The organism is Paenibacillus sp. FSL H7-0690, from assembly GCF_037980415.1.
Taxonomy (GTDB): domain Bacteria; phylum Bacillota; class Bacilli; order Paenibacillales; family Paenibacillaceae; genus Paenibacillus_AQ; species Paenibacillus_AQ odorifer.
This window is the reverse complement of the sequence record NZ_CP150281.1, coordinates 4,141,762-4,162,172: the sequence shown is the minus strand read 5'-3', so window position 1 is coordinate 4,162,172 and position 20,411 is coordinate 4,141,762. Positions and strand designations below refer to the sequence as shown.

Annotated in this window: 18 protein-coding genes; 7 read left to right on the top strand and 11 right to left on the bottom strand. The window is 42.4% G+C overall.

The features are described from left to right. The first annotated feature begins 1,872 nt into the window (after positions 1–1,872). Together MHI32_RS18265 and MHI32_RS18260 are read left to right on the top strand one after the other, a co-directional pair. Positions 1,873–2,586, top strand: a complete 714-nt coding sequence (locus MHI32_RS18265) for an ABC transporter ATP-binding protein (RefSeq protein WP_340010482.1) — start codon at positions 1,873–1,875, stop codon at positions 2,584–2,586. Further along, positions 2,579–4,180 carry a hypothetical protein gene (locus tag MHI32_RS18260; protein ID WP_076182570.1) on the top strand — a complete coding sequence of 534 codons (1,602 nt, stop codon included), beginning with the start codon at positions 2,579–2,581 and terminating at the stop codon, positions 4,178–4,180. Before MHI32_RS18265 ends, MHI32_RS18260 begins: the two co-directional genes overlap by 8 nt. An 85-nt stretch (positions 4,181–4,265) precedes the next feature. Here the strand turns inward: MHI32_RS18260 and MHI32_RS18255 are convergent, their stop codons facing one another. Then, positions 4,266–4,970, bottom strand: a complete 705-nt coding sequence (locus tag MHI32_RS18255) for a TetR/AcrR family transcriptional regulator (RefSeq protein WP_076281624.1) — start codon at positions 4,968–4,970, stop codon at positions 4,266–4,268. Positions 4,971–5,201: 231 nt separating this feature from the next. On the opposite strand from MHI32_RS18255, the gene MHI32_RS18250 reads away from it, so the two are divergent. After that, positions 5,202–6,635, top strand: a complete 1,434-nt coding sequence (locus tag MHI32_RS18250) for an MDR family MFS transporter (RefSeq protein ID WP_339187525.1) — start codon at positions 5,202–5,204, stop codon at positions 6,633–6,635. 94 nt (positions 6,636–6,729) lie between these two features. Further along, positions 6,730–8,340, top strand: a complete 1,611-nt coding sequence (locus tag MHI32_RS18245) for an S-layer homology domain-containing protein (RefSeq protein ID WP_081387788.1) — start codon at positions 6,730–6,732, stop codon at positions 8,338–8,340. Between the two features lie 100 nt (positions 8,341–8,440). Here MHI32_RS18245 and MHI32_RS18240 read toward each other — a convergent pair whose 3' ends face one another. From MHI32_RS18240 to MHI32_RS18220, 5 genes are all read right to left on the bottom strand, one after another. Further along, positions 8,441–9,157 (bottom strand): glycosyltransferase family A protein, encoded by a 717-nt coding sequence (locus MHI32_RS18240; protein WP_076129813.1) that lies wholly within the window; start codon positions 9,155–9,157, stop codon positions 8,441–8,443. Next, positions 9,154–9,891: a glycosyltransferase gene (locus tag MHI32_RS18235; RefSeq protein ID WP_339168376.1), complete on the bottom strand. Its 738-nt coding sequence runs from the start codon at positions 9,889–9,891 to the stop codon at positions 9,154–9,156. The genes MHI32_RS18240 and MHI32_RS18235 overlap by 4 nt, the downstream gene beginning before the upstream one ends. Positions 9,892–10,078: 187 nt before the next feature. After that, positions 10,079–11,065 (bottom strand): phosphotransferase, encoded by a 987-nt coding sequence (locus tag MHI32_RS18230; RefSeq protein WP_339187523.1) that lies wholly within the window; start codon positions 11,063–11,065, stop codon positions 10,079–10,081. Positions 11,066–11,085: 20 nt separating this feature from the next. Then, on the bottom strand, positions 11,086–11,958 hold the full coding sequence (locus MHI32_RS18225; RefSeq protein WP_339187520.1) for a glycoside hydrolase family 43 protein: 873 nt from the start codon (positions 11,956–11,958) through the stop codon (positions 11,086–11,088). A gap of 68 nt (positions 11,959–12,026) precedes the next feature. Further along, a complete protein-coding gene (locus tag MHI32_RS18220) occupies positions 12,027–12,932 on the bottom strand; it encodes an AraC family transcriptional regulator (protein WP_254847677.1) in 906 nt (301 codons plus the stop codon). A 155-nt stretch (positions 12,933–13,087) separates the two neighbouring features. Here MHI32_RS18220 and MHI32_RS18215 point away from each other — a divergent pair, with 155 nt between their 5' ends. Beyond that, the gene (locus MHI32_RS18215; protein ID WP_339187517.1) at positions 13,088–15,163 is read left to right on the top strand and encodes a beta-galactosidase; all 2,076 of its coding nucleotides are present in this window, start codon (positions 13,088–13,090) and stop codon (positions 15,161–15,163) included. 49 nt (positions 15,164–15,212) lie between these two features. Here the strand turns inward: MHI32_RS18215 and MHI32_RS18210 are convergent, their stop codons facing one another. Together MHI32_RS18210 and MHI32_RS18205 are read right to left on the bottom strand one after the other, a co-directional pair. Beyond that, on the bottom strand, positions 15,213–15,758 hold the full coding sequence (locus tag MHI32_RS18210; RefSeq protein ID WP_076182551.1) for a GNAT family N-acetyltransferase: 546 nt from the start codon (positions 15,756–15,758) through the stop codon (positions 15,213–15,215). Beyond that, positions 15,755–16,405 (bottom strand): NUDIX domain-containing protein, encoded by a 651-nt coding sequence (locus MHI32_RS18205; protein WP_339187514.1) that lies wholly within the window; start codon positions 16,403–16,405, stop codon positions 15,755–15,757. The genes MHI32_RS18210 and MHI32_RS18205 overlap by 4 nt, the downstream gene beginning before the upstream one ends. A 142-nt stretch (positions 16,406–16,547) precedes the next feature. Here MHI32_RS18205 and MHI32_RS18200 point away from each other — a divergent pair, with 142 nt between their 5' ends. Then, the gene (locus tag MHI32_RS18200) at positions 16,548–17,072 is read left to right on the top strand and encodes a hypothetical protein (RefSeq protein WP_076217831.1); all 525 of its coding nucleotides are present in this window, start codon (positions 16,548–16,550) and stop codon (positions 17,070–17,072) included. A gap of 2 nt (positions 17,073–17,074) precedes the next feature. Beyond that, complete coding sequence (locus MHI32_RS18195; protein ID WP_076182543.1) at positions 17,075–17,515, top strand: hypothetical protein; 441 nt, start codon at positions 17,075–17,077, stop codon at positions 17,513–17,515. Between the two features lie 309 nt (positions 17,516–17,824). Here the strand turns inward: MHI32_RS18195 and kduD are convergent, their stop codons facing one another. From kduD to kduI, 3 genes are read right to left on the bottom strand one after another with little or no spacing between them, the layout of a single operon-like run. Then, positions 17,825–18,580, bottom strand: coding sequence for a 2-dehydro-3-deoxy-D-gluconate 5-dehydrogenase KduD (gene kduD / locus MHI32_RS18190; RefSeq protein ID WP_036688326.1), 756 nt, complete (start codon positions 18,578–18,580; stop codon positions 17,825–17,827). A gap of 43 nt (positions 18,581–18,623) precedes the next feature. Then, complete coding sequence (locus MHI32_RS18185; RefSeq protein ID WP_076129821.1) at positions 18,624–19,379, bottom strand: DeoR/GlpR family DNA-binding transcription regulator; 756 nt, start codon at positions 19,377–19,379, stop codon at positions 18,624–18,626. A 34-nt stretch (positions 19,380–19,413) separates the two neighbouring features. Continuing rightward, a complete protein-coding gene (gene kduI / locus MHI32_RS18180) occupies positions 19,414–20,247 on the bottom strand; it encodes a 5-dehydro-4-deoxy-D-glucuronate isomerase (RefSeq protein WP_036688322.1) in 834 nt (277 codons plus the stop codon). Between the last annotated feature and the right edge of the window lie 164 nt (positions 20,248–20,411).

Sequence of the window (20,411 nt, the reverse complement as noted above, 5' to 3'; positions counted from 1 at the left end):
TTTTTGGTTGAGTTAGTTTTGTTTGGTTTGGGTGTAGCCCGCCGTCACCAAAGATTTGCTTAGCGTTCGAAAGTAGTTAGCTCCTCGTCACCAAAGTCAGTCTGCTTAATGTTCCAAAGTAGCTATCTCAACGTCACTAAAGTAATTTGTTTACCGTTCCAAAGTAATTGTTTACCCTTACGGACCGTATTGCAGCTAAATTGTGTTTTTGGCGCCTTTTTTCGAGGTAACGGACTGCATAGCACTTATTCGGCTGAATTTGCAGGAAAAAGGAGTGGATATGGCACAATAGCTGCATCTGAGTCCGAACGGAGTGGAAAAGAGCGTGAATTTGCGAAATAAGGGCGCCTCGGTCCGATACGTAGCAATGGCTGCCACCACCAAAGGTAGATTGCTTCTGATCCGGAGTAGATTGCTTAGAAAGTCGTTTGCTCAGTGTTCCAAAGTAGTTGGCTCATCGTCAGTCTGCTCAGTGTTCCAATGTAGTTGGCTCATCGTCAGTCTGCTTAGCGTTCCAAAGCTGTCAGCCAACCGTCCCCAAAGTAGTTCGCTTAGCGTTCCAAAGTTAACTATCTCATCGTCACCCAAGTAATTTGTTTACCGTTACGGACCGTATTGCAGCTAAATGGTGTTTTTGGCGACTTTTCCCAAAGTAACGGACTGCATAGCACTTATTCGGCTGAATTTGCAGGAAAAAGGAGTGGATATGGCACAATAGCTGCATCTGAGTCCGAACGGAGTGGAAAAGTGCGTGATTTTGCGAAATAAGGGCGCCTCGGTCCGATACGTTGCAATGGCAGCCACCACCAAAGGTAGATTGCTTCTGTTCCGGAGTAGAATGCTTAGAAAGTAGTTTGTTCAGTGTTCCAATGTAGTTAGCTCACCGTCCCCAAAGTAGTTTGCTTAACGTTCCAAAGTAGCTATCACATCGTCACCAAAGTAATTTGCTTATCATTCCAAAGTATTTGTTTACCGTTACGGACCGTATTGCAGCTAAATGGTGTTTTTGACGCCTTTTTTCAAAGTAACGGACTGCATAGCGCTTATCTAGCTGAAATTGCAGGAAAAAGGAGTGGATATGGCAAAATAGCTGCATCTGAGTCCGAACGGAGTGGAAAAGAGCGTGAATTTGCGAAATAAGGGCGCCTCGGTCCGATACGTTGCAATGGCAGCCACCACCAAAGGTAGATTGCTTCTGTTCTGGAGTAGAATGCTTAGAAAGTCGTTTGCTTAGCGTTCCAAAGTAGTTAGCTCATCGTCACTAAAGTAATTTGTTTAGCGTTCCAAAGTAGTTAGCTCATCGTCACTAAAGTAATTTGTTTACCGTTCCAAAGTAGTTTGTTTAGCCTTGCGGACCGTATTGCAGCTAAATGATGTTTTTGGTGCCTTTTTTCAAAGTAACGGACTGCATAGCACTTATTCGCCTGATTTTGCAGCAAAAAGGAGCGGATGTGGCACAATAGCTGCATCTGAGTCCGAACGGGGTGGAAAAGAGCGTGAATTTGCGAAATAAGGGCGCCTCGGTCCGATACGTAGCAATGGCTGCCACTACCAAAGGTAGATTGCTTCTGATCCGGAGTAGAATGATTAGAAAGTAGTTCGCTTAGCGTTCTAAAGTTAGCTATCTCATCGTCACCCAAGTAGTTATCTCAACGTCCCCAAAGTAGTTTGTTTGCCCTTACGGACCGTGTTGCACTTAATCGTAATTTTATCCCACCCGTTAGAGGTGAAAATCTCAAAATAAAATATTTGCAAACGAATGAACTATCTGGACGGGCTAAACGTATTATAAGAAACGTATATTGAAGACGACGAAGCTACAGTAAATATGGCATATTGAGAGTGTTATGAGATTGGAAGGGGAGTGGCAAGATGTTGACAATCAAACATTTTACCAAAAGCTATAAGGGTGGCAAGAAGGCGGTAAATGATCTAAATTTAGTGGTCGAAAAAGGTGACATCTATGGCTTTATCGGTCATAACGGTGCAGGGAAAACAACGACTATCCGAGCAGTGGTCGGAGTTTTAGATTTTGAGGAGGGAGATATCGAGATTGGTGGGTACTCCATTAAAAAAGATCCTTTAGCCTGCAAAGCGATTACTGCGTATATTCCAGATAATCCGGATTTATACGATCATCTGACGGGCATTCAGTACTTGAATTTTATTGGTGATCTTTTTAGCGTATCGAAAGCGGATCGGGAGTTATTGATAAAGAAATATAGCGATGAATTTGAGATTACTTCTAATCTGGGGGATTTGATCTCCTCGTATTCTCATGGTATGAAACAGAAACTCGCGATTATCTCCGCGCTTATTCATAAACCGAAGCTGCTGGTTCTGGATGAACCCTTTGTGGGACTTGATCCAAAAGCGGCACACACGCTCAAGAGAATCATGACGGAGATTTGCAGTCAGGGCAGTGCGATCTTTTTTTCGACGCATGTACTGGATGTGGCCGAGAAGCTCTGCAATAAGATTGCCATTATCAAAGCGGGTGAATTGATCACTCATGGGAAAACAGAAGAGGTGAAGGGTGACAGCAGCCTTGAAGATGTGTTTTTGGAGTTGATAAAACATGATTAATATCTGGAGATTGACGAAAATTCAGCTAATCTCATCCTTTGGGTTAAATAAAGCTTTGCATACACGAGATATGAAAGAAAGACGAAAAATGCTTTTGCTGAGCATCGGTATCTTAATAGGGATTGTCATGATGGCAGTGGTTTCGTTTGGATATAGCTTCATGATAGCAGAGACCCTTGAACAGATAGGCCGGCCAGAGCTGCTGCTTGCGATTATGATGGCTGTTACTTGCTTGATTGGATTTTTTACAACGATCTATAAGGCGAGTGGGGTATTATTTGGCTCCAAAGATTACGATCTCGTAATGTCGCTGCCTATCAAAACGAGCCATATCGTAGCAAGCCGTGTAGTTCAGCTCTACGTGCTGAATATACTGTTCTCATTGATGGTGATGGTGCCAGCAGGTGTAGTTTATGCTATAAAGGTAAATCCGGCAGTAGTGTATTATTTATTTTTCATGATAACGCTGCTATTTATCCCATTAGTGCCGATCATTGCTGCAACGATTATTGGGGCATTGATTAGTTGGATCTCCTCACGGTTTAAAGGAAGTCGTTTAATAAGTCTCATTCTGACTTTTGCCGTAATCATTGTTATTATTTTGGGTTCAAGCCAAATGAATGGGAATGACCCGCAGTTAATTGCAGATATGAGCACACAAATTGGCGATCAAATCTTTAACTTATATCCTTTGACGGTCATGTATGTAGATGCTGTCTGCTCGTATCAGGTAGCTCCTTTACTATTATTTATAGGAATTTCATTACTTTCTTTTATGCTGTTTACCCTTATTCTTGGCAGCAAATATAAAGCAATACACACAGGCCTTACGACTTCTTACTCAAAGAATAAGTATCAAATGAGGTCACTTGCAGTCTCTTCACCGCTTTACACATTGTATAAAAAAGAGCTGCGCCGCTATTTCAGTTCTTCTATATATGTGCTAAATACAAGTATTGGTATGGTAATGCTACTTGTCATGGCGATCACCTTACTGTTTGTTAGCTCAGAGCAATTAGGAAAGATTATTGAGATACCAGAACTCTCTAATTATCTAAGCAGATTGGCGCCACTATTTGTTTCCTTCTTTGTAGCATTAAGCTGTACGACCTCGAGTTCGATTTCGCTTGAAGGTAACCATATTTGGATTTTAAAAAGCGCTCCCGTTCCGACAAAAACTATATTATTAAGTAAAATCGCAGTGAATCTCACCATTACTGTGCCGATTGTGATTGTTAGTAGTGTGCTTCTTATGATTTCTCTGGGCACTGGCTGGATGGAGAGCTTGTTATTGCTAATAATCCCCGTCCTATACGCTTGTCTTACCGCAATGGTAGGTGTGATCGTAAACTTGAAGCTTCCTAAACTGGAGTGGACCAATGAAGTCTCTGTAATTAAACAAAGTGCTTCGGTCCTTGTAGCGATGATTATAGGATTTATCAGCTTGCTGATTCCATTTGGTTTGAGTTTTCTTTTATCTGATCTAAATGGTGATCTCGTTATGTTAGGTATTGGTGTGGTGATATTAGTGGCGTGTGGAGTGATGTATAGATACATCCAGTCCACAGGAGAATTTTTATTTCGGGCTCTTTAAAAAAAGGGCATTCCAAAAGCCGAAATTGGCTGCTGGGATGCCCTTTTTTTGTGCAAGATTTATTTTCGTGAAAAATTCCTAAGTTCTACCGTCGCTCTTGTTGTTCTTGTTGTTCTTGTCGCTCATTAGCTAACTGTTCAATTCCGCCCACCATTATTTTTAGACCTGTATAGAACATCTTATCGGAGCCAATTTCATTAAAAATATTGTTTTCGTACATTCGTTTTATAACATTAGGTCCATCCCCGGATAAGTGCTCAAGCGATTGTTTAAAAACCACTCTAGCATCTCCATTAGGTTCATTTTTCATGGCTAAGTCTATTCGATCCTGCTCATATTTGTCCAATTCGAATGAGATTACATAGTTTAACACGCATGCAATCAAGGAGAATTTATCACTATCGCTTAAAGGAAGATGATCCACGATCTGAAGCAAAGTATTCAGTAAAGATAGATAATTAGGTTCAGAAGGCAAGGTTCTCATCATCAGCTGAGCCGAGCAAGGATACTTATGTAAAACCCCACGAATTCGGTCCACAAAATTAAATAACTGTTCTTGCCAAGTACCTTCGAGATTCGCAGTTTCGAGGGCTTCTTTGGCGACCTCATTAGCAAGCGTCTGGAAAATGCTCTGTTTACTCTTAAAATGCCAATACAGAGAGGCGGCTTGTATTTTTAGTAGTTCTGCTAATTTACGCATACTAAATGCCTCTATGCCGATATCATCCAACAGCACCCAAGAAGCTTTTATTATATCTTGTTCAGTGATTTGCAGATTTTTGATTCTCATCGAAACGACCTCCTGTTACTGTCTTTCTTTATCATAAGCGAAGATGAATGGCTGGTCTACCATCGTTAGATTACTGCTTTATCTTACACTGTTAGATATTTTTATTTACAAGCAAATAAACGGGTGCTATATTAATCTTACACTGTTAGTTTAAAGGTGCGATTTTTTAAAAAAAGGAGGCAGCAGTTAGCAATTTAATTAGTAAAAATTAAAAAGGATGTGTATAGACCCATGAGTAATCTTCAAGTGGAACAATCCCAACCAGTCACCAAAGAATTTTCTATAAAAGCAATACTTCCCGTAATACTGGCACTTATAACAGGAATGCTGCTGGTTATGCTCGACAGTACAATTATGAATGTAGCGATCCCGCAGCTTGAAAAAACCTTTGATGCCAGCCTAAAAACAATACAGTGGGCCATTACGGGTTATACGCTGGCTTTATCCGTAATTATCCCATTGGCCGGTTGGTTCTCGGATAAGTTCACTGCCAAACGTGTTTTTTTAGCTTCGATCGTATTGTTTACCATAGGGTCTTTATTATGCTCTATGGCACAATCCACAACAGAGCTGATAATCTTTCGTATTTTGCAGGGATTAGGCGGAGGGATGATTGCTCCAATTGGTATGGCTATGTCATTCAAAATCGCACCTCCCGATAAAAGAGGTTCAATCATGGGATTGCTTGGACTACCGATGTTAATTGCGCCTGTTCTTGGTCCTGTACTGTCAGGATGGCTGTTGGAATATGCCAGCTGGCACTGGATTTTTCTGATTAATGTTCCCATTGGCATTATTGCAATGATTGTTGGAGTGAAATTTCTTCCGGTAATAGAGAAGGGGAATAAAGCTAAATTGGATATTTGGGGTGTGATTTTATCACCGCTCGCCTTCTCCAGCTTGGTATTTGGGGTGCATAGAGGGGGAGTAGATGGCTGGGGGGATCGTATAACGATTATATCTCTTGCGTTCAGCTTCATTGCTTTAGCCTTGTTTATTTTCGTGGAATTGCGCCAAAAAGAACCGTTATTGGAACTTCGCTCTTTTCGATCTCTAGAATTTAGTAAAGGTATGATTTTGACCTGGATTAATCAGTTCGCCTTATTTGGTTCGATTCTGTTAATTCCAATTTTTTTGCAGCAGGTCAGAGGTTTTTCTTCCTTTGAATCGGGGCTTTTAGTTATTCCCCAAGCATTAATATCCTTTGCTGGCATGATTATTGGAGGAAAGTTATTTGATAAGTTTGGAGCTCGGCCCGTTGTGTTCTCTGGACTTGTGCTGCTGTCCACCGGACTCTTTCTCTTGTCACGTTTACAAAATGATACAAGTGTATACGTTATGATCAGTTATTTTGCCATTATGGGACTTGGCCAAGGATTAACTACTATGCAGCTCGGTACACATGTGCTTAAGGCCGCTCCGAAGGATCTGATCAGCCGTGTTACCCCACTTACTGCCTCTGCGCAACAAATTGTGGGTTCCTTTGCTGTCGCTATAATGTCGGGCTTATTGACTTCCAATATAGCTACACATATGAGTCTAGGGAATCAGAAACTACCCTCAGCGGCTATGGTTGCAGGATTCCACGATACGTTCCTAGTTTCATTGGTCTTGGCGCTGTGTGGTGTGGTTCTTAGTCTCTTTTTGCGTAATCCGAAGAGCTGATCCTATCGTACTCTACCAATATTTTAGCGATGTTTATTGATTGTATCCTTGGTATAATTCAAAGATTGATAACCAAGGGGGAATCTCTTAACCCGTGAAAAATATATTTGCTAGATTTACTATAATAACCCTCGCTGTCGTGCTAGCCGCCGGAGTATTTATTCAGCATATATCGGCCGATAATGGGGTTCCTTTTGAGGATATAAACACTAGTTATGCAAAAAAAGAAATCATAGATTTATATAACCGGAATATATTAACTGGCACCTCGAATACTAAATTTTCACCTACTCAATCGATTACTAGAGCTGAATTTATAACAGTACTTGATCGACTGTTGAAGCTTGATCCAGCGTTGAGTCCGGTATCTCCTTATACCGACGTAGCCAAAAGCGCTTGGTATTACGGCTGGATTCAGGCTGCGGTTCAGCTTGAACTGGCGAACGGCACTTCGGCAACTACTTTTGCACCCGCAAAAGCAGTCACTCGGCAGGAAGCGGCTGTGTGGATAGCCAAAGCTCTAAAGCAAACAAACACTGCAACTGCCGCACAAACTAATTTTAAGGATCGGCAACAAATTGCTAGCTGGGCAAGTGCTGCTGTAGCTAAGGTTAATGATCGCGGATTAATGAAAGGCGATAATAGCGGAAATTTTCGGCCCACGGACCCGATAACAAGGCAAGAGACGGCAGTGCTGATGGATCGGGTGCTGCAACATACAAGCTGGGCGGCAGAGCTGGAAAGTAATCCGGACAAACGTATTGTTATAGGCTGGCAGTATGGTCTCACGACGGCACAATTTGAGAATCATGTTCTGCAATCGAACGTCAACACATTATCACCACGTTGGTATTATGTTGGGAAAACAGGGGCAGTAACGGATTCGACAGACGCCTCGCTGGTGACTTGGGCAAAAAATAATAAGAAGCAAGTCTGGGCGATGGTTGGCAATCGATCGGATCAAGAAGCGACGCATCAGATGCTGTTGAGTACAACCGCAAGGAATACGGCAGTTAATCAGTTAGCTGCTTTAGTGAGTAAATATGGATTAGATGGACTAAATATAGATTTTGAAAATGTAGCGGCCGAAGATCGTGTGTATTTGACTTCGTTTATTACTTTATTAGCCGAGAAAATGCATTCGCTCGATGTTATCCTGTCGATGGATGTATCTCCTGATCTTGGAACGGATTGGACAGAAGCTTTTGACTATGCTGCCCTAGGCAAGCAAGTGAATTATATGGTGATGATGGGTTATGATGAGCATTATGACGGGAGTCAAGTTCCGGGGTCCAATGCCTCGCTTTCTTATGATCAAAAGGCTGTGAATACAATCCTAAAAGTTGTACCTAGTCAAAAAGTTATATTGGCATTGCCCTTATATAATCGGGATTGGACATTGAACCAGAAGGGGACGGTTTTATCCTCTCAATATATTACGCTTCCGGAGCAAAATCAGATTATCAGCAGCTATGCATCGAGACCCGTGTGGAATCCTTCGCTGGGACAATATGTCGCGGGCTACTCGAAACAAGCTATAAAACATACGATCTGGATTGAGGATGGGCGTTCATTAATAACAAAATACAACTTAGCGGTTACTAAAAAACTTGCTGGAGTAGCTTATTGGTATATAGGCGGAGAAAGCTCTGATGTATGGTCCAGCTTAAGGAATGCAGAGAAATTTTACGATTATACTTTTTAAAAATATGAAAGACTGGATGCGAATAGCCGCTTAGCTATATTGCTGTCCAGTCTTTTTATTGGGTTACTAAGGCATAGCTGGTAGGATTAGATTGATTAAATCAGCCTCGCGTTACGTATTTTTTGAAGTTTTTCACGTTTAGAACTTTAACATTTTGAGCTAGAAGTTTCTTGTCGCTAACGACCCAAGTGTGATCTTTGGAGTTTTTTCTACGAATCGCAGCGAAGTTATACTTATTTCCTGCATAGATCTTAAAGCCCTGTGCAGCACAATCCGCACAAAACTTAACGCATTCACCTTTATTCCAATCTGGAAAGGAAATCTGCTGGAAGACATTTCGTTTTACGAGTAGGGTAGCACCCTGAACATTGGTTACCTGTTTATTTTCCATATGAAGATAACGAAGCAAAAGGAGCTTCTTATCAGTTAAATACATATAGTGAGCTCGTTTTCCAACGATATCAGCTTTAGTTTTATGGAGGGTGTTCATACTATCCGTTAAATAGTTGGCAGAGTAATAATCGTCGTCATCAAATTTAGCGATACAGCTATAATTCGCTAAGTGCACACCAAAATTCAGACAAAACCCCAGTGAACGATATTCAGGTAGTTTATAGATCCGTACATTTTTATGTTTTTTTGCAGCATGTATATAGTCTTCTATTTTCAAGCTATCATTATTAATGATCACGATAAGCTCTTTAGATTTGAAATTCTGTCGTTGATAGTTATCAAATATTGTTTTAATACAATCCATTCGTTTTGTACAAGTTAGAATAGACACAGCAGATGAAGTAGATTCAGCAGTTAATTTCATAACGAAATCTTTGGACGGCGTCCAACAAAATTCCTATAGTTTTTAATATTCCGGATGATCTTATGGTTAGCTATTAGTGTACTATCACTGATGATCCATGTATGTTTTGAAGAGTTTTTTCTACGTATGGCAACGAAGTTATTTTTACTTGCAGAATAAACCTTATAACCTTTCTTTTTGCTTCTGCTGCAAAAGAGATCATCCTCACCTACGTTTTTATTAGGAAATTTCACATGATCGAATACTTTTCGTTTGAAGACGAGCGTAGCGCCAGGGAGATGGGTAACCATTCGGTGTTCATCATTTGCGAAACGAAGAATCAAAGTCTTTGAACCTAGTAAATACATATAGTGAGCCCGTTTTCCAAGGATATCAGCTTTAGTTCTTTTTAAGGTCAGAATACTTTCCGTCAAATAATAAGGGGCATAATAATCGTCGTCATCAAATTTGGCAATGGTATGATATTTGCATTTTGTTACGGCATAGTTTAAGCATGAACCGAGAGATTGCTGTTCAGGTTTACGATATATCTTAATATTTTTGTGTTTTTTAGCTAAGGTTTGGTAGGGGGATAGTGGAATTTTATTATTATTGATAATAATGATAAGTTCTTTATTGGCATATTTTTGTCTGCTGTAATTTTGAAATAGGTTGTTTAAATAATTATGGCGATTGGTACAGGTAATAATAGAAATACCTTGTTGGTTCGCCTTGTTGTGAGGTACAGCACTCATTTAACCAACCCCTCATATGCATTTTTGGGAAAAGTCTCATAATACGATATGTCCAAGTTAGGATAGAGTAACGGCATATCAACCTCTTAAAAGCAAAAATGGACTTGTTTAAAAAACACAAAACCCACAGTGATAGCTGTGGGTTTTGTAAGAGAGACACATCATATGAAACACTTTGGATGTTTGTTCAGAAACAAGATTCAATGATGGATACGCCATTCTCGATTCTCGCCTTACTCTGCGTTAAATAATCCTTGGTCCAATCATCTAGGTTAGACATATCAAAACTCCGGTACATCCCCGTATAAACAATAATCTCTCTTAATCGAAGAAAAAGAGGAATTAACTTCAGCTCATTTTCTGAAATCCTGTTCTCTTTAACGTAGCCTTTCAGAAAATGCTCCATAAAACGCTGACATTGAAGCTGCCTGTCCTCCATACTATCATCCCCGTAAACGTAGACTAGATAATACAGTTGAATGGCGATATCTTCTACAAACCAGCTGTACTGAGCTTCATCAAAATCAAACAAGGTCAGCTTGCCATTGTCGACCAAAAAGTTGCCTACATTGATATCCCCATGGATGAGACCATAGGTATTTATATCAGCGTCGAGATGCTTTAGCTGATCCATAAGCGCCTTACAGCTTTCCAAAACGCCACTTTGGGATGGAGGAATAAACCTGGTTACATTCTGCAGGTAGTAGTTCTGATGCCACGCATGTCTTTTGGACTGTGGTTTATAAGATTTTGCTAATCTGTGCATTTGTCCAGTGATCATGCCACACTGCTCATAGAGGTCTAGATCCTTCAGGCAGTCTGGGTAACCTATTCGTTTCCCTTGTGCTTTTTCAAAGGAAGATACCATAAAGCATGAATCACCAATCTCTATTTGCTCAACTAGATTACCCAGAAGAGAACCTACGGGTCTTGATACGGAAACGCCATGATCAGCCAGGTATAGAATCCATTCAAGTTCAGCCGTTAACAATTCCATACTGCGCAGCGAGCTATGAGTAAATCTTAGAATATATTGATGATTGCTAAGTTGATATTCATAAACAAAATTTTGAAATCCGCCAATGAAGCTTAGCTCATCTATGGGGATACCGTATTTCGTGCAGGCAGCACTTACAATCTGGTCATTAAATAAAGACTTAATCTTTTGTTCCAAGGGTTCTACTCCGTTCTACATTACAATGATTTTATCGAAATCGTTCTGGAGCTTTCCTGGACCTCAATAAGCAGCGGCCGTTCTTGTGGGTTGAGATTTGGGGCATGAATGGCCAGCATAAGTCTGCCCGTCAAATCACGAAACAACATTCCATGTCCGCCATCTTTGGCATAAAGAGGCTCAGGATCATGTTGCCAAGGTCCACTAATGTCACCGCTGACGGATCGGGCTAAACCCATGGCATAACCACTAGCTCCACTGCTAGACCACAACATAAGCAGCTCACCACTGCTAGTCTGATGCATAAAAGGACCGTCAGTTACGTATTGCCCTTCTTTGCCACCTACCGTCCAAGGAGCTTGTGAAGCCTGGAAAAGCAGCATAGATTCGCCAATAGTAGCACTTAAATCCTCCTTCAGCCGAACGGCATACATTTCTCCATCCGTCACTTCAATCCATTCACGGCAAAAGATCATCCAAGGTTTGTCTTCTTTATCTACATATAACGTTCCGTCAAGGCACTCCCAAGAAGCAGGGGTAATCGGATGATTGCTGATAGGAAGATAAGGACCCTCAGGTGTTTCCGCGCTTAATATTTGTGTCCCCCGTGGAACGCCATGTCTTTTAAAAGAAGCGAACATATAATATTTTCCGTTGTAGCGATGAACCTCTGGTGCCCAGAAATGATGATCAGCCCAAAAATCAGGATCTGGACGAAAGGCAGCAATGGGTCCGGACCATTCCTGAAGATCTGAGCTGATATATACATCGAAGCCGTGAGGTGCGCCACTCCAAGCTGTTAAGCCATCTGTGCCAAATAAATAGTATTGACCAAGTTCAGGAACAGATAGGATATAGGGATCTCTAAAGTTAATATCAGATAATGTTTTCATTAAGGTGCCCCCAATTTACAAGCTATCATTTGCTTAATTTCACAATATCTTCTTTAGGCTTGGAAGCGTTACTTCATTTGCTCGTCTTGTAGCAAACGTATTTTCATTACTCCGGGTGTACAGCCGTAGTTTTTTCGGAAGACACGTATAAAATAATTAGTCTCCATGCCCAGCTGAAGCGCAATATCTTGAACGGGGATCTCCACATCCTCCGTCATTAATTGCAGCGCCCGCTCCAGCCGCAGATTCTGCAAATACTTATGCGGAGTGACCCCATATTCCTGCACAAATAAACGCTGGAAATGCTGCACAGAGTACCCGACTGCTGCTGCAAGATTGGAGATCAGAAGCGGTTCTGTGTAATGTTCGTTGATCAGCCCGACGGCTGTAGTTAGGGCTTCATTTCGGACCGACTCGAAGGCTAGACGATTACCGGAGACTTCTGAACTCTTGGCAGGGCGCAGCATCAAGAGCAGTCTATAGAGTGTGATAGACAACTCTTGCATCCACATCTCGTCCTGCCGATTGGGGGCAGGAGAATTCACCGTATGCCAGATTTGGCCGATTTCTTCCCAGCATTGTTCAAAACGATCCGTTCGATAAGGAACAGAAGGGAGCAGTTCAAGCGCTTCCAGCAATCCATGAGCTTGACTGCCTTGAAAGCCGATAAAGCCAACATGCCACGGTTCATGAGAGGTAGGATAATATTCATGACCACGATCGGGCGGGAAGGCAAAAGCCATCCCCGGTTCCAGTATGATTTCTGTGCCACTTTCCAGATCACGAAATAACCCGGTTCCGGTCCGGATTAAAAAGATTTGATACACAGGAAATCCTGCTGGGCGCACATGATGGAATTGGATATGGCGACCTACAGAGTAGGGGGATAGGGGCAACGTTCCAGAGTCGCGCGGTAATTCAATCAGAGAAAAAGGTAGCAGGTTTATCACCTCATCTTCATTTTGTGCTATCACTTCGAGACTATATTCCTACTGATTGAAATGAATTTTCTTATATTATAAATAGTATAAATGATGATTCCTGAATAAGATAGCTTACGCTTCTAGCCTATCATCAGAGAATAGTCCCATTCTATAAATGGGCAGAATTGAGAGGATGATCGTACACAATGAATAAAAAACATTCCCCGATAAGCAGAAAAGCTGGTGTCATGCTGCACGGTGCTGATTATAATCCTGAACAATGGCTGAAATATCCGGAAGTATTGCGTGAGGATATCCGATTAATGAAGCTGGCGGGCTGCAATGTCATGTCCGTAGGCATTTTTTCGTGGGTATCTCTTGAACCTGAAGAGGGTGTGTTCACTTTCGAATGGTTGGATGGTGTACTTGATTCTTTTGCAGAGAATGGGATTTACGCTATCTTGGCAACGCCAAGTGGTGCCCGCCCAGCATGGATGTCGCAAAAATATCCAGAAGTCTTAAGAGTGGAGCGTAACCGTGTTCACAATTTGCATGGCTTCCGTCATAACCATTGCTTTACCTCACCAGTGTACCGGGAGAAAACTGCAATTCTGAATGCAAAGCTAGCGGAACGGTACAGCCAGCATCCAGCCATTATCGGTTGGCATATTTCGAATGAGTTCGGTGGGGAGTGTCACTGCGAGCTCTGCCAGGATGCTTTTAGAGAATGGTTGAAGGTGAAATATAATAACAGTTTGGATGAGGTGAATCATGCTTGGTGGGCTACTTTTTGGAGCCATACCTACACTTCATGGTCACAGATTGAATCCCCAGCTCCACATGGTGAGACACAAGTACACGGCTTGAATCTTGACTGGCGGCGTTTTGTTAGTGAACGGACAATTGATTTCTGCCAGCACGAGATCAATACGGTTCGTCCTTACAATCCAGAGCTGCCTATCACGACGAATATGCATATGATCGATGGCATTGATTACCGCGAGCTGGCCAAAATCCTGGATGTGGTCTCATGGGACGCTTATCCAGACTGGCATTATACCGAAGACGGTGACGATACTAGATTGGCAGCATGGACGGCGATGCACTACGACTTAATGCGCTCTTTTAAAAAGAAACCGTTCCTGCTGATGGAAAGCACGCCATCCCTTACGAACTGGCAATCGGTCAGTAAGCTGAAACGTCCCGGAATGCACAAGCTGTCTTCCTTGCAAGCGGTAGCGCATGGTTCGGATTCTGTGCAGTATTTTCAATGGCGCAAAAGCCGCGGATCAAGTGAGAAGTTCCACGGCGCAGTTGTAGACCACAGTGGCCACTCCGAGACTCGAGTATTCCAAGATGTAGCGGAAGTAGGAAAGACGCTGGCGGGAATGACGGAAGTAGTGGGTACGTCCACTCCGGCGCAGACGGCGATTATTTTCGATTGGGACAACCGCTGGGCGATAAAGGATGCGCAAGGCATCCGTAATTCCGGATTACGTTATGAGGAGACGGTGCTACAGCATTATCGTGCACTTTGGGAGCTGGGCATTCCAGTTGATATTATAGGCTCTGGAGATGATCTGTCTGCTTACAAGCTGGTTGTTGCCCCTATGTTATACCTGATTAGTGAAGAGAATGGAAAGCGCATTGAGAAATATGTGGAGCAAGGCGGCACATTCCTCGCAACCTATTGGTCAGGAGTAGTTAACGAAACGGATTTATGTCATCTGGGAGGATTCCCTGGTCCACTGCGCAGAACACTGGGGATTTGGGCAGAGGAGACAGAAGGGCTGCACAGCCGTGATCTGAACGGGTTAGTGATGGAGGCCGGTAATAAACTTAAGCTAAGCGGTGACTACGATGCGCATGAGATAGCCGAGCTGATTCATTTGGAAGGTGCAGAGGCTTTGGGGCATTATCGCAACGATTTCTATGCGGGCCGTCCAGCGCTTACAGTCAATCGTTTTGGTGAAGGAAATGCGTACCATCTTGCTACCCGTGTGAAAGACACTTCGTTCTATGTTGAGCTATACGCAGCGATCACATCTAAGGCAGGAATTACCCGTGCGATGGATAGTGAGCTTCCAGCAGGTGTGACTGCACAACTTCGCACAGATGGCGAAAGTGATTATGTTTTTGTGCAAAATTTCAGCGGCAGTCCGCAAACGGTAGAGCTGGATGGAGCGGAATACACAGACTTGGAAACAGGTCTTTCAGCTCCGGCCCTATTGAATCTAGCGGTGAATGGACTTGCGATGTTGAAGCGTAAAGCATTAGTATAATAAAAAGGCAGGACCTGAGTTTCAGGTTCTGCCTTTTTTTTGAATAGAATCAGTTCTTAACTCTTCCCATCATAATGGTGTTATACAATTTGCCGTCCGATAGAAGTTTATCTTTCTTTAAAATCCCTTCAATTTCAAAGCCAAGCTTTTGATATAGCTTAATAGCGTTGGTGTTCGTTTCCAGCACATTTAGGGTGATCTTTTGAATACCATTAGTGTCAGCCCAGGCAATCGATTCGGCGAGAAGATTTTTTCCAATACCATATCCCCAATAATCCTGCAGCACACATACTCCAAATTCTACTTTATGAGCAAATCTTTTTAAGGGATAACCTTCGCATCTGGAGAACGCAACGATTTGATTATCAACTACTGCGACTAGAAAAAGGTTATTATTTTTCTCAGAATCGGCTTGAATAAGCTGTTCAAACCCTTTTTCGTCAATAAAGGCTTCGCCTGGTTCCCGATCTAAATTCTCGGTTTCTCCATCGATCCGCACTCTTAATTCAGATAACACTTTAGCGTCTTTAGAGGCAGCAGATCTAATGCTGTATTGGATTCCATTGACTGTAAATGTTTGAGGATTAATGATCATATGTCCTCCGTGACGATGGGTGATGTTAGAATTATTGCTTCGATGCCCTCAATGATCCGAGTGAAATAAGCTGCTTCATGAGGCACAAAATGAGTCCGATCCACACTTTGTTGAATGTTGATTTTTTGTCCGTTTGAATCTACTTTGAAACCATTGATTTGTAGACTATGTATTTCTCCCTGCCAAAAGCTTCGGAAGTCCGCAAACTTTGTGATAACTATTCCTGCAACCTCTTCTTCTTGCAGCTTAAAATCGTCCAGAGGATAAGGATTGTTATAAACAAAAACATGCGCTCGTTCTTTATCGATAAGATTTTCTTTGATCATACTGTAAGGAATTGTAGCTAAGGGAATCAGCTCATCAAAAGCTAGCTCCAAACCGAGTTCTTCTTGAACCTCGCGAATCCCGTCCTCTACCGTTTCGTGTGTCAGCAAATGTCCAGCGGCCGTGATGTCCAGCAATCCTGCATAATCTTGTTTCTGCTCACTACGAAGCTGTAAATAAATATAGGGGATTTCTTGGGTTTTGCTTATAAACCAGCAGTGGAAGGTCTCGTGCCAATGTCCTAACCGATGTACTTCTGCCCGTGGAGCTGTACCGATTCGGTGACCCGCTTCATCAAATATAGTAAGTATCTCATTATGCATAGAAAAGCTCCTTTGTGAAAATATCTACTGCTTAAAGCCTATCATAAAAACGATCGAATTACTTAATGTCCCCAAGTGATTTTTATTGACATCGTTAAGAAATATATGTATATTTTTGGATGTTAATCAAAGGAGGAGTTAAATGAATTTAGTAGCCATGAAGCGGGAAGACTTGGACACTTTAAGTGATGAAAGGTTAGGATGGGCCTGTATGGAGCCTACCTTTCAGCTGATTCGCGGAAAATCGCCATCGACCAAATCAGAAGTGATCTCGAAGCTCACAGAGGGGCAACAAGCCTTATGCATGTTCAGAGTGCTATATGGTCACAGCTGTAATTCCGAAGGGGAATATTATGCTTGGATTTCCTACATGCAAGACCTGCCAGGGTATTGGACAGGGGTGATAGGAGGCATACGATTTTTTGACGATTCACCCATGATTCTTTTGCTTCAGGAAACAAAGACATTTCTCGAGGAAAGAAATCATCGACTGGGTAAAGAGTGGGCGGATGCGGCCATCACGGATTTGGATCGAGACCCTCAGCTGTTAGAAGTAATTAGTGAGTTATTCGAACGATATAAGAACCTGACACCAAATACGCATAGAATTATCGGCAATTATATTCGCACTCATCCAGAGGAGTTTGTAGAAATAGGGTGTTCATAATTATGAATATGAAGAAACGTTATGTATTTCTCGTACTCATTTTTTTATTAATCGAAATCCCTGTAATCATTAATCTCTACCATAGTTATAATTCATTTGAGAATTTAGTGTTGGATCAAATCGATGAAACTGAAATCACCTCAATCGAGATTGAGAAATCTTTAGTGGATGAAAAGGTAGTGATTGAAGATCCGAAGGAAATTGAAAAGATCATTTATGCTTTTTCAGATGTAAAATTGAGAAGAAGTAGTGCTTTGGACAAATCTACGGAGACCTACTGGATAAGTATTATTGTAAATAACAGCTTGAGGTTTGGCATGAATCTTACGGATACTAACTTCCTGTATGTGACGGATCTTGATAAGAAGGATAAATACAATTCGGGAAACTTTAGAATGACTAGTGATTTTGATGTGAATTCCATTGCAAGCTTATTTAAATGATGCAGAACGATCCACAACCACTGATACTGAGATTTTCGGACCCAGATGCCCCTATTTGCGAATTTATCGTCTTTTGAGCAGGTTTTCGGACTCCAACGTCGCTATTGCTCATGAAAGAGCTTATAATTGGTGTTTTTTGCACCAATAGCGGCTATGAGGTCCGATAGCTATCCAAATAGCGGATAAAACGGTGTATAAGGTCAGCTGAGTCCTTTAGCTGCTGCGTGTGCAGATTGTTCAGCTGAGTCCGATAGTGCTTCATATCCACACAAAAAATGGGTGCCCCTATGGGACACCCATTTTTATGGATTATCTAGCCATCCATCCGCCATCCACATTAAGAACGTGACCGTTCAAGTAGTCAGATGCTGCGGAAGCCAAGAATACAGCAGGGCCTTTAACGTCATCAGGCGTTCCCCAACGTGCTGCAGGGATACGGTCTAAGATAGAGTCCGAACGACTTTGGTCGGCACGGATTGGAGCGGTATTTTCAGTAGCCATATAGCCTGGTGCAATTGCATTGATGTTCAGACCGGAGCCTGCCCATTCATTGGCAAAAGCTTTAGTAAGACCCGCAACCCCGTGTTTACTCGCAGTGTAACCAGGGACATTGATTCCGCCTTGATAGGAGAGCATGGAGGCGATGTTAATGATTTTGCCGGATCCTCTTTCCAGGAAGTGGCGGCCTGCGATTTGCGACAGAAGGAAAACTGTGTTCAGGTTCAAATTGATGACATCAAACCAGTCTTTTTCACTATGATCTTTTGCCGGTGCACGGCGGATCATTCCTGCGCAGTTTACGAGAATGTCAACATGTCCGGTCAGCTCTAGCGCTTGGTCAAAAGTGCTTTGCAGCTTGCTGTGATCACTTAAGTCAGATTCGATACTAACTGCTTTTACTCCAAAAGCTTTTGCTGCATTTACAGTTTCTTCACTCGAATTAAGGGAGACAGACGCAACGTCTGCACCGGCTTCTGCAAATGCAAGCGCGATTCCTTGTCCAAGACCTTGAGCTGCGCCTGTTACAATAGCTGTTTTACCTGCCAAGCTGAATAATGATGACATATAAATTACGCCCCTTTATTGTAAATGGATTGTTATTCCGGGTTTACCCGCATTCAATGGTAACGCCTGCACTGCGGAACTGATCTGCCGTTTCGGGGGAGAGCCCTTTGTCCGTCAGAATCACGTCAACTTCTTGTAGGGAAGCAAAGGTACGCAGTGCAGTATGGCCGAATTTATGATGATCTACAACCGCGAATACCTTACGGGCTGTAGATACAAGGGCTTGCTTGAACTCAATTAAATCTCCGGTATAAATGGAGAGCCCATGCTCTATATGAATAGCAGTCGATGAAAGGAATGCTTTTTGAATATTAAGCTTTTGTACATAGGAGACGGCTTCAGGACCAGCCAACATATTACGGACACGATAACCACCGGGAACGACCAGACGGATGTTATCTTTGGGAACCAGTTCGCTGATGATGTATACATCATTGGTGACTACCGTTAGTGGCATATTGTCCAGACGCCGAGCAATTTCAAGCGTAGTGCTACCGCCATCAAGAGCGATAATATCGTCCGGTTCAATATGAGCAAGCGCACGCAAGGCAATCTCCGTCTTCTCGTCAGAGTATTTATCCAGCGGATCCTTGGAGGGCAAAATACCAAACTGGTCGCTTTGTGCCAGCACAGCTCCGCCATGTACACGTACGATCAGCCCTTGTTCCTCCAGCCTGCTTAAATCCTCGCGTATTGTTTTTCCAGTAACCTGAAGCTTATCGCTCAGTTCATTCACCGTTACATCTTTTTGGTTCAGCATAACTTCCATAATCATCTCGTGTCGTCGTATCGGGTTCATCCGCCTGCCTCATCTTTCCGTAGTTGATTTATCTCTATTGTAATTCTTTCATGGATACGGGGTCCATATCATCATATCTTTTATTATCGCCAGCCATACTCCAGATAAAAGTATAGTTATGAGTGCCGACACCACTGTGGATGGACCAGCTTGGAGAAATAACGGCTTGTTCGTTATGCATTACGATATGGCGGGTTTCGTCAGGTTCTCCCATCAGGTGGAACACAACGGAATCGTCCGGAAGATCAAAATAGAAATAGGCTTCCATCCGGCGTGGATGGGTATGTGCTGGCATGGTGTTCCACATGCTGCCTGGTTTCAGTTGGGTCATACCCATAACCAGTTGGGCACTTTGCACACCATTTGTGTGAATGAAGCGGTGGATTGTCCGCTCGTTAGAGTTCTCCAGACCACCCATCGCACCGGATTCAGAATCGGCCAGTGTGGTTTTGGTAGTAGGGTAGGACTGATGGGCAGGAGCAGAATTCAAATAGAATTTAGCAGGCTTGGAAGCGTCTGCACTTTTGAAGACTACATCTTTAGAACCTTGACCTACATAAAGACATTCTTTGAAATCCACTTCATATTCTGTGCCATCTACAACCACGGAGCCTTTACCACCGACATTGATGATGCCCAGTTCTCGGCGTTCCAAGAAATAAGTAACCCCAAGTTCTTTAAGGTCAGTAGTTAGCGCAACCTCTTCTTTTACAGGATTAGCTCCACCAACGATCATACGATCTTCATGGGTTAGGACAAGCTTTAGCTCATCAGGAGCAAAAATAACGGGAATGTGGAATTCCTTACGGAGGCGCTCAGTGTCAAATTGTTTTACTTCATTAGGATGGGATGCGAAACGTCTTTCCATTGAATGTTCAATCTCCTTTGTGTACATATTATCGTTCGTATAGGTACACTTTAGTCCATTTATGTTCATTTTACAAGTACTAATCTTTTTTATTTCGTTTATTTATGTTTATTTATTGGTTTTTCCAATTGCAAAATGAACGGAAAGTGTGCACAATAGAGCTA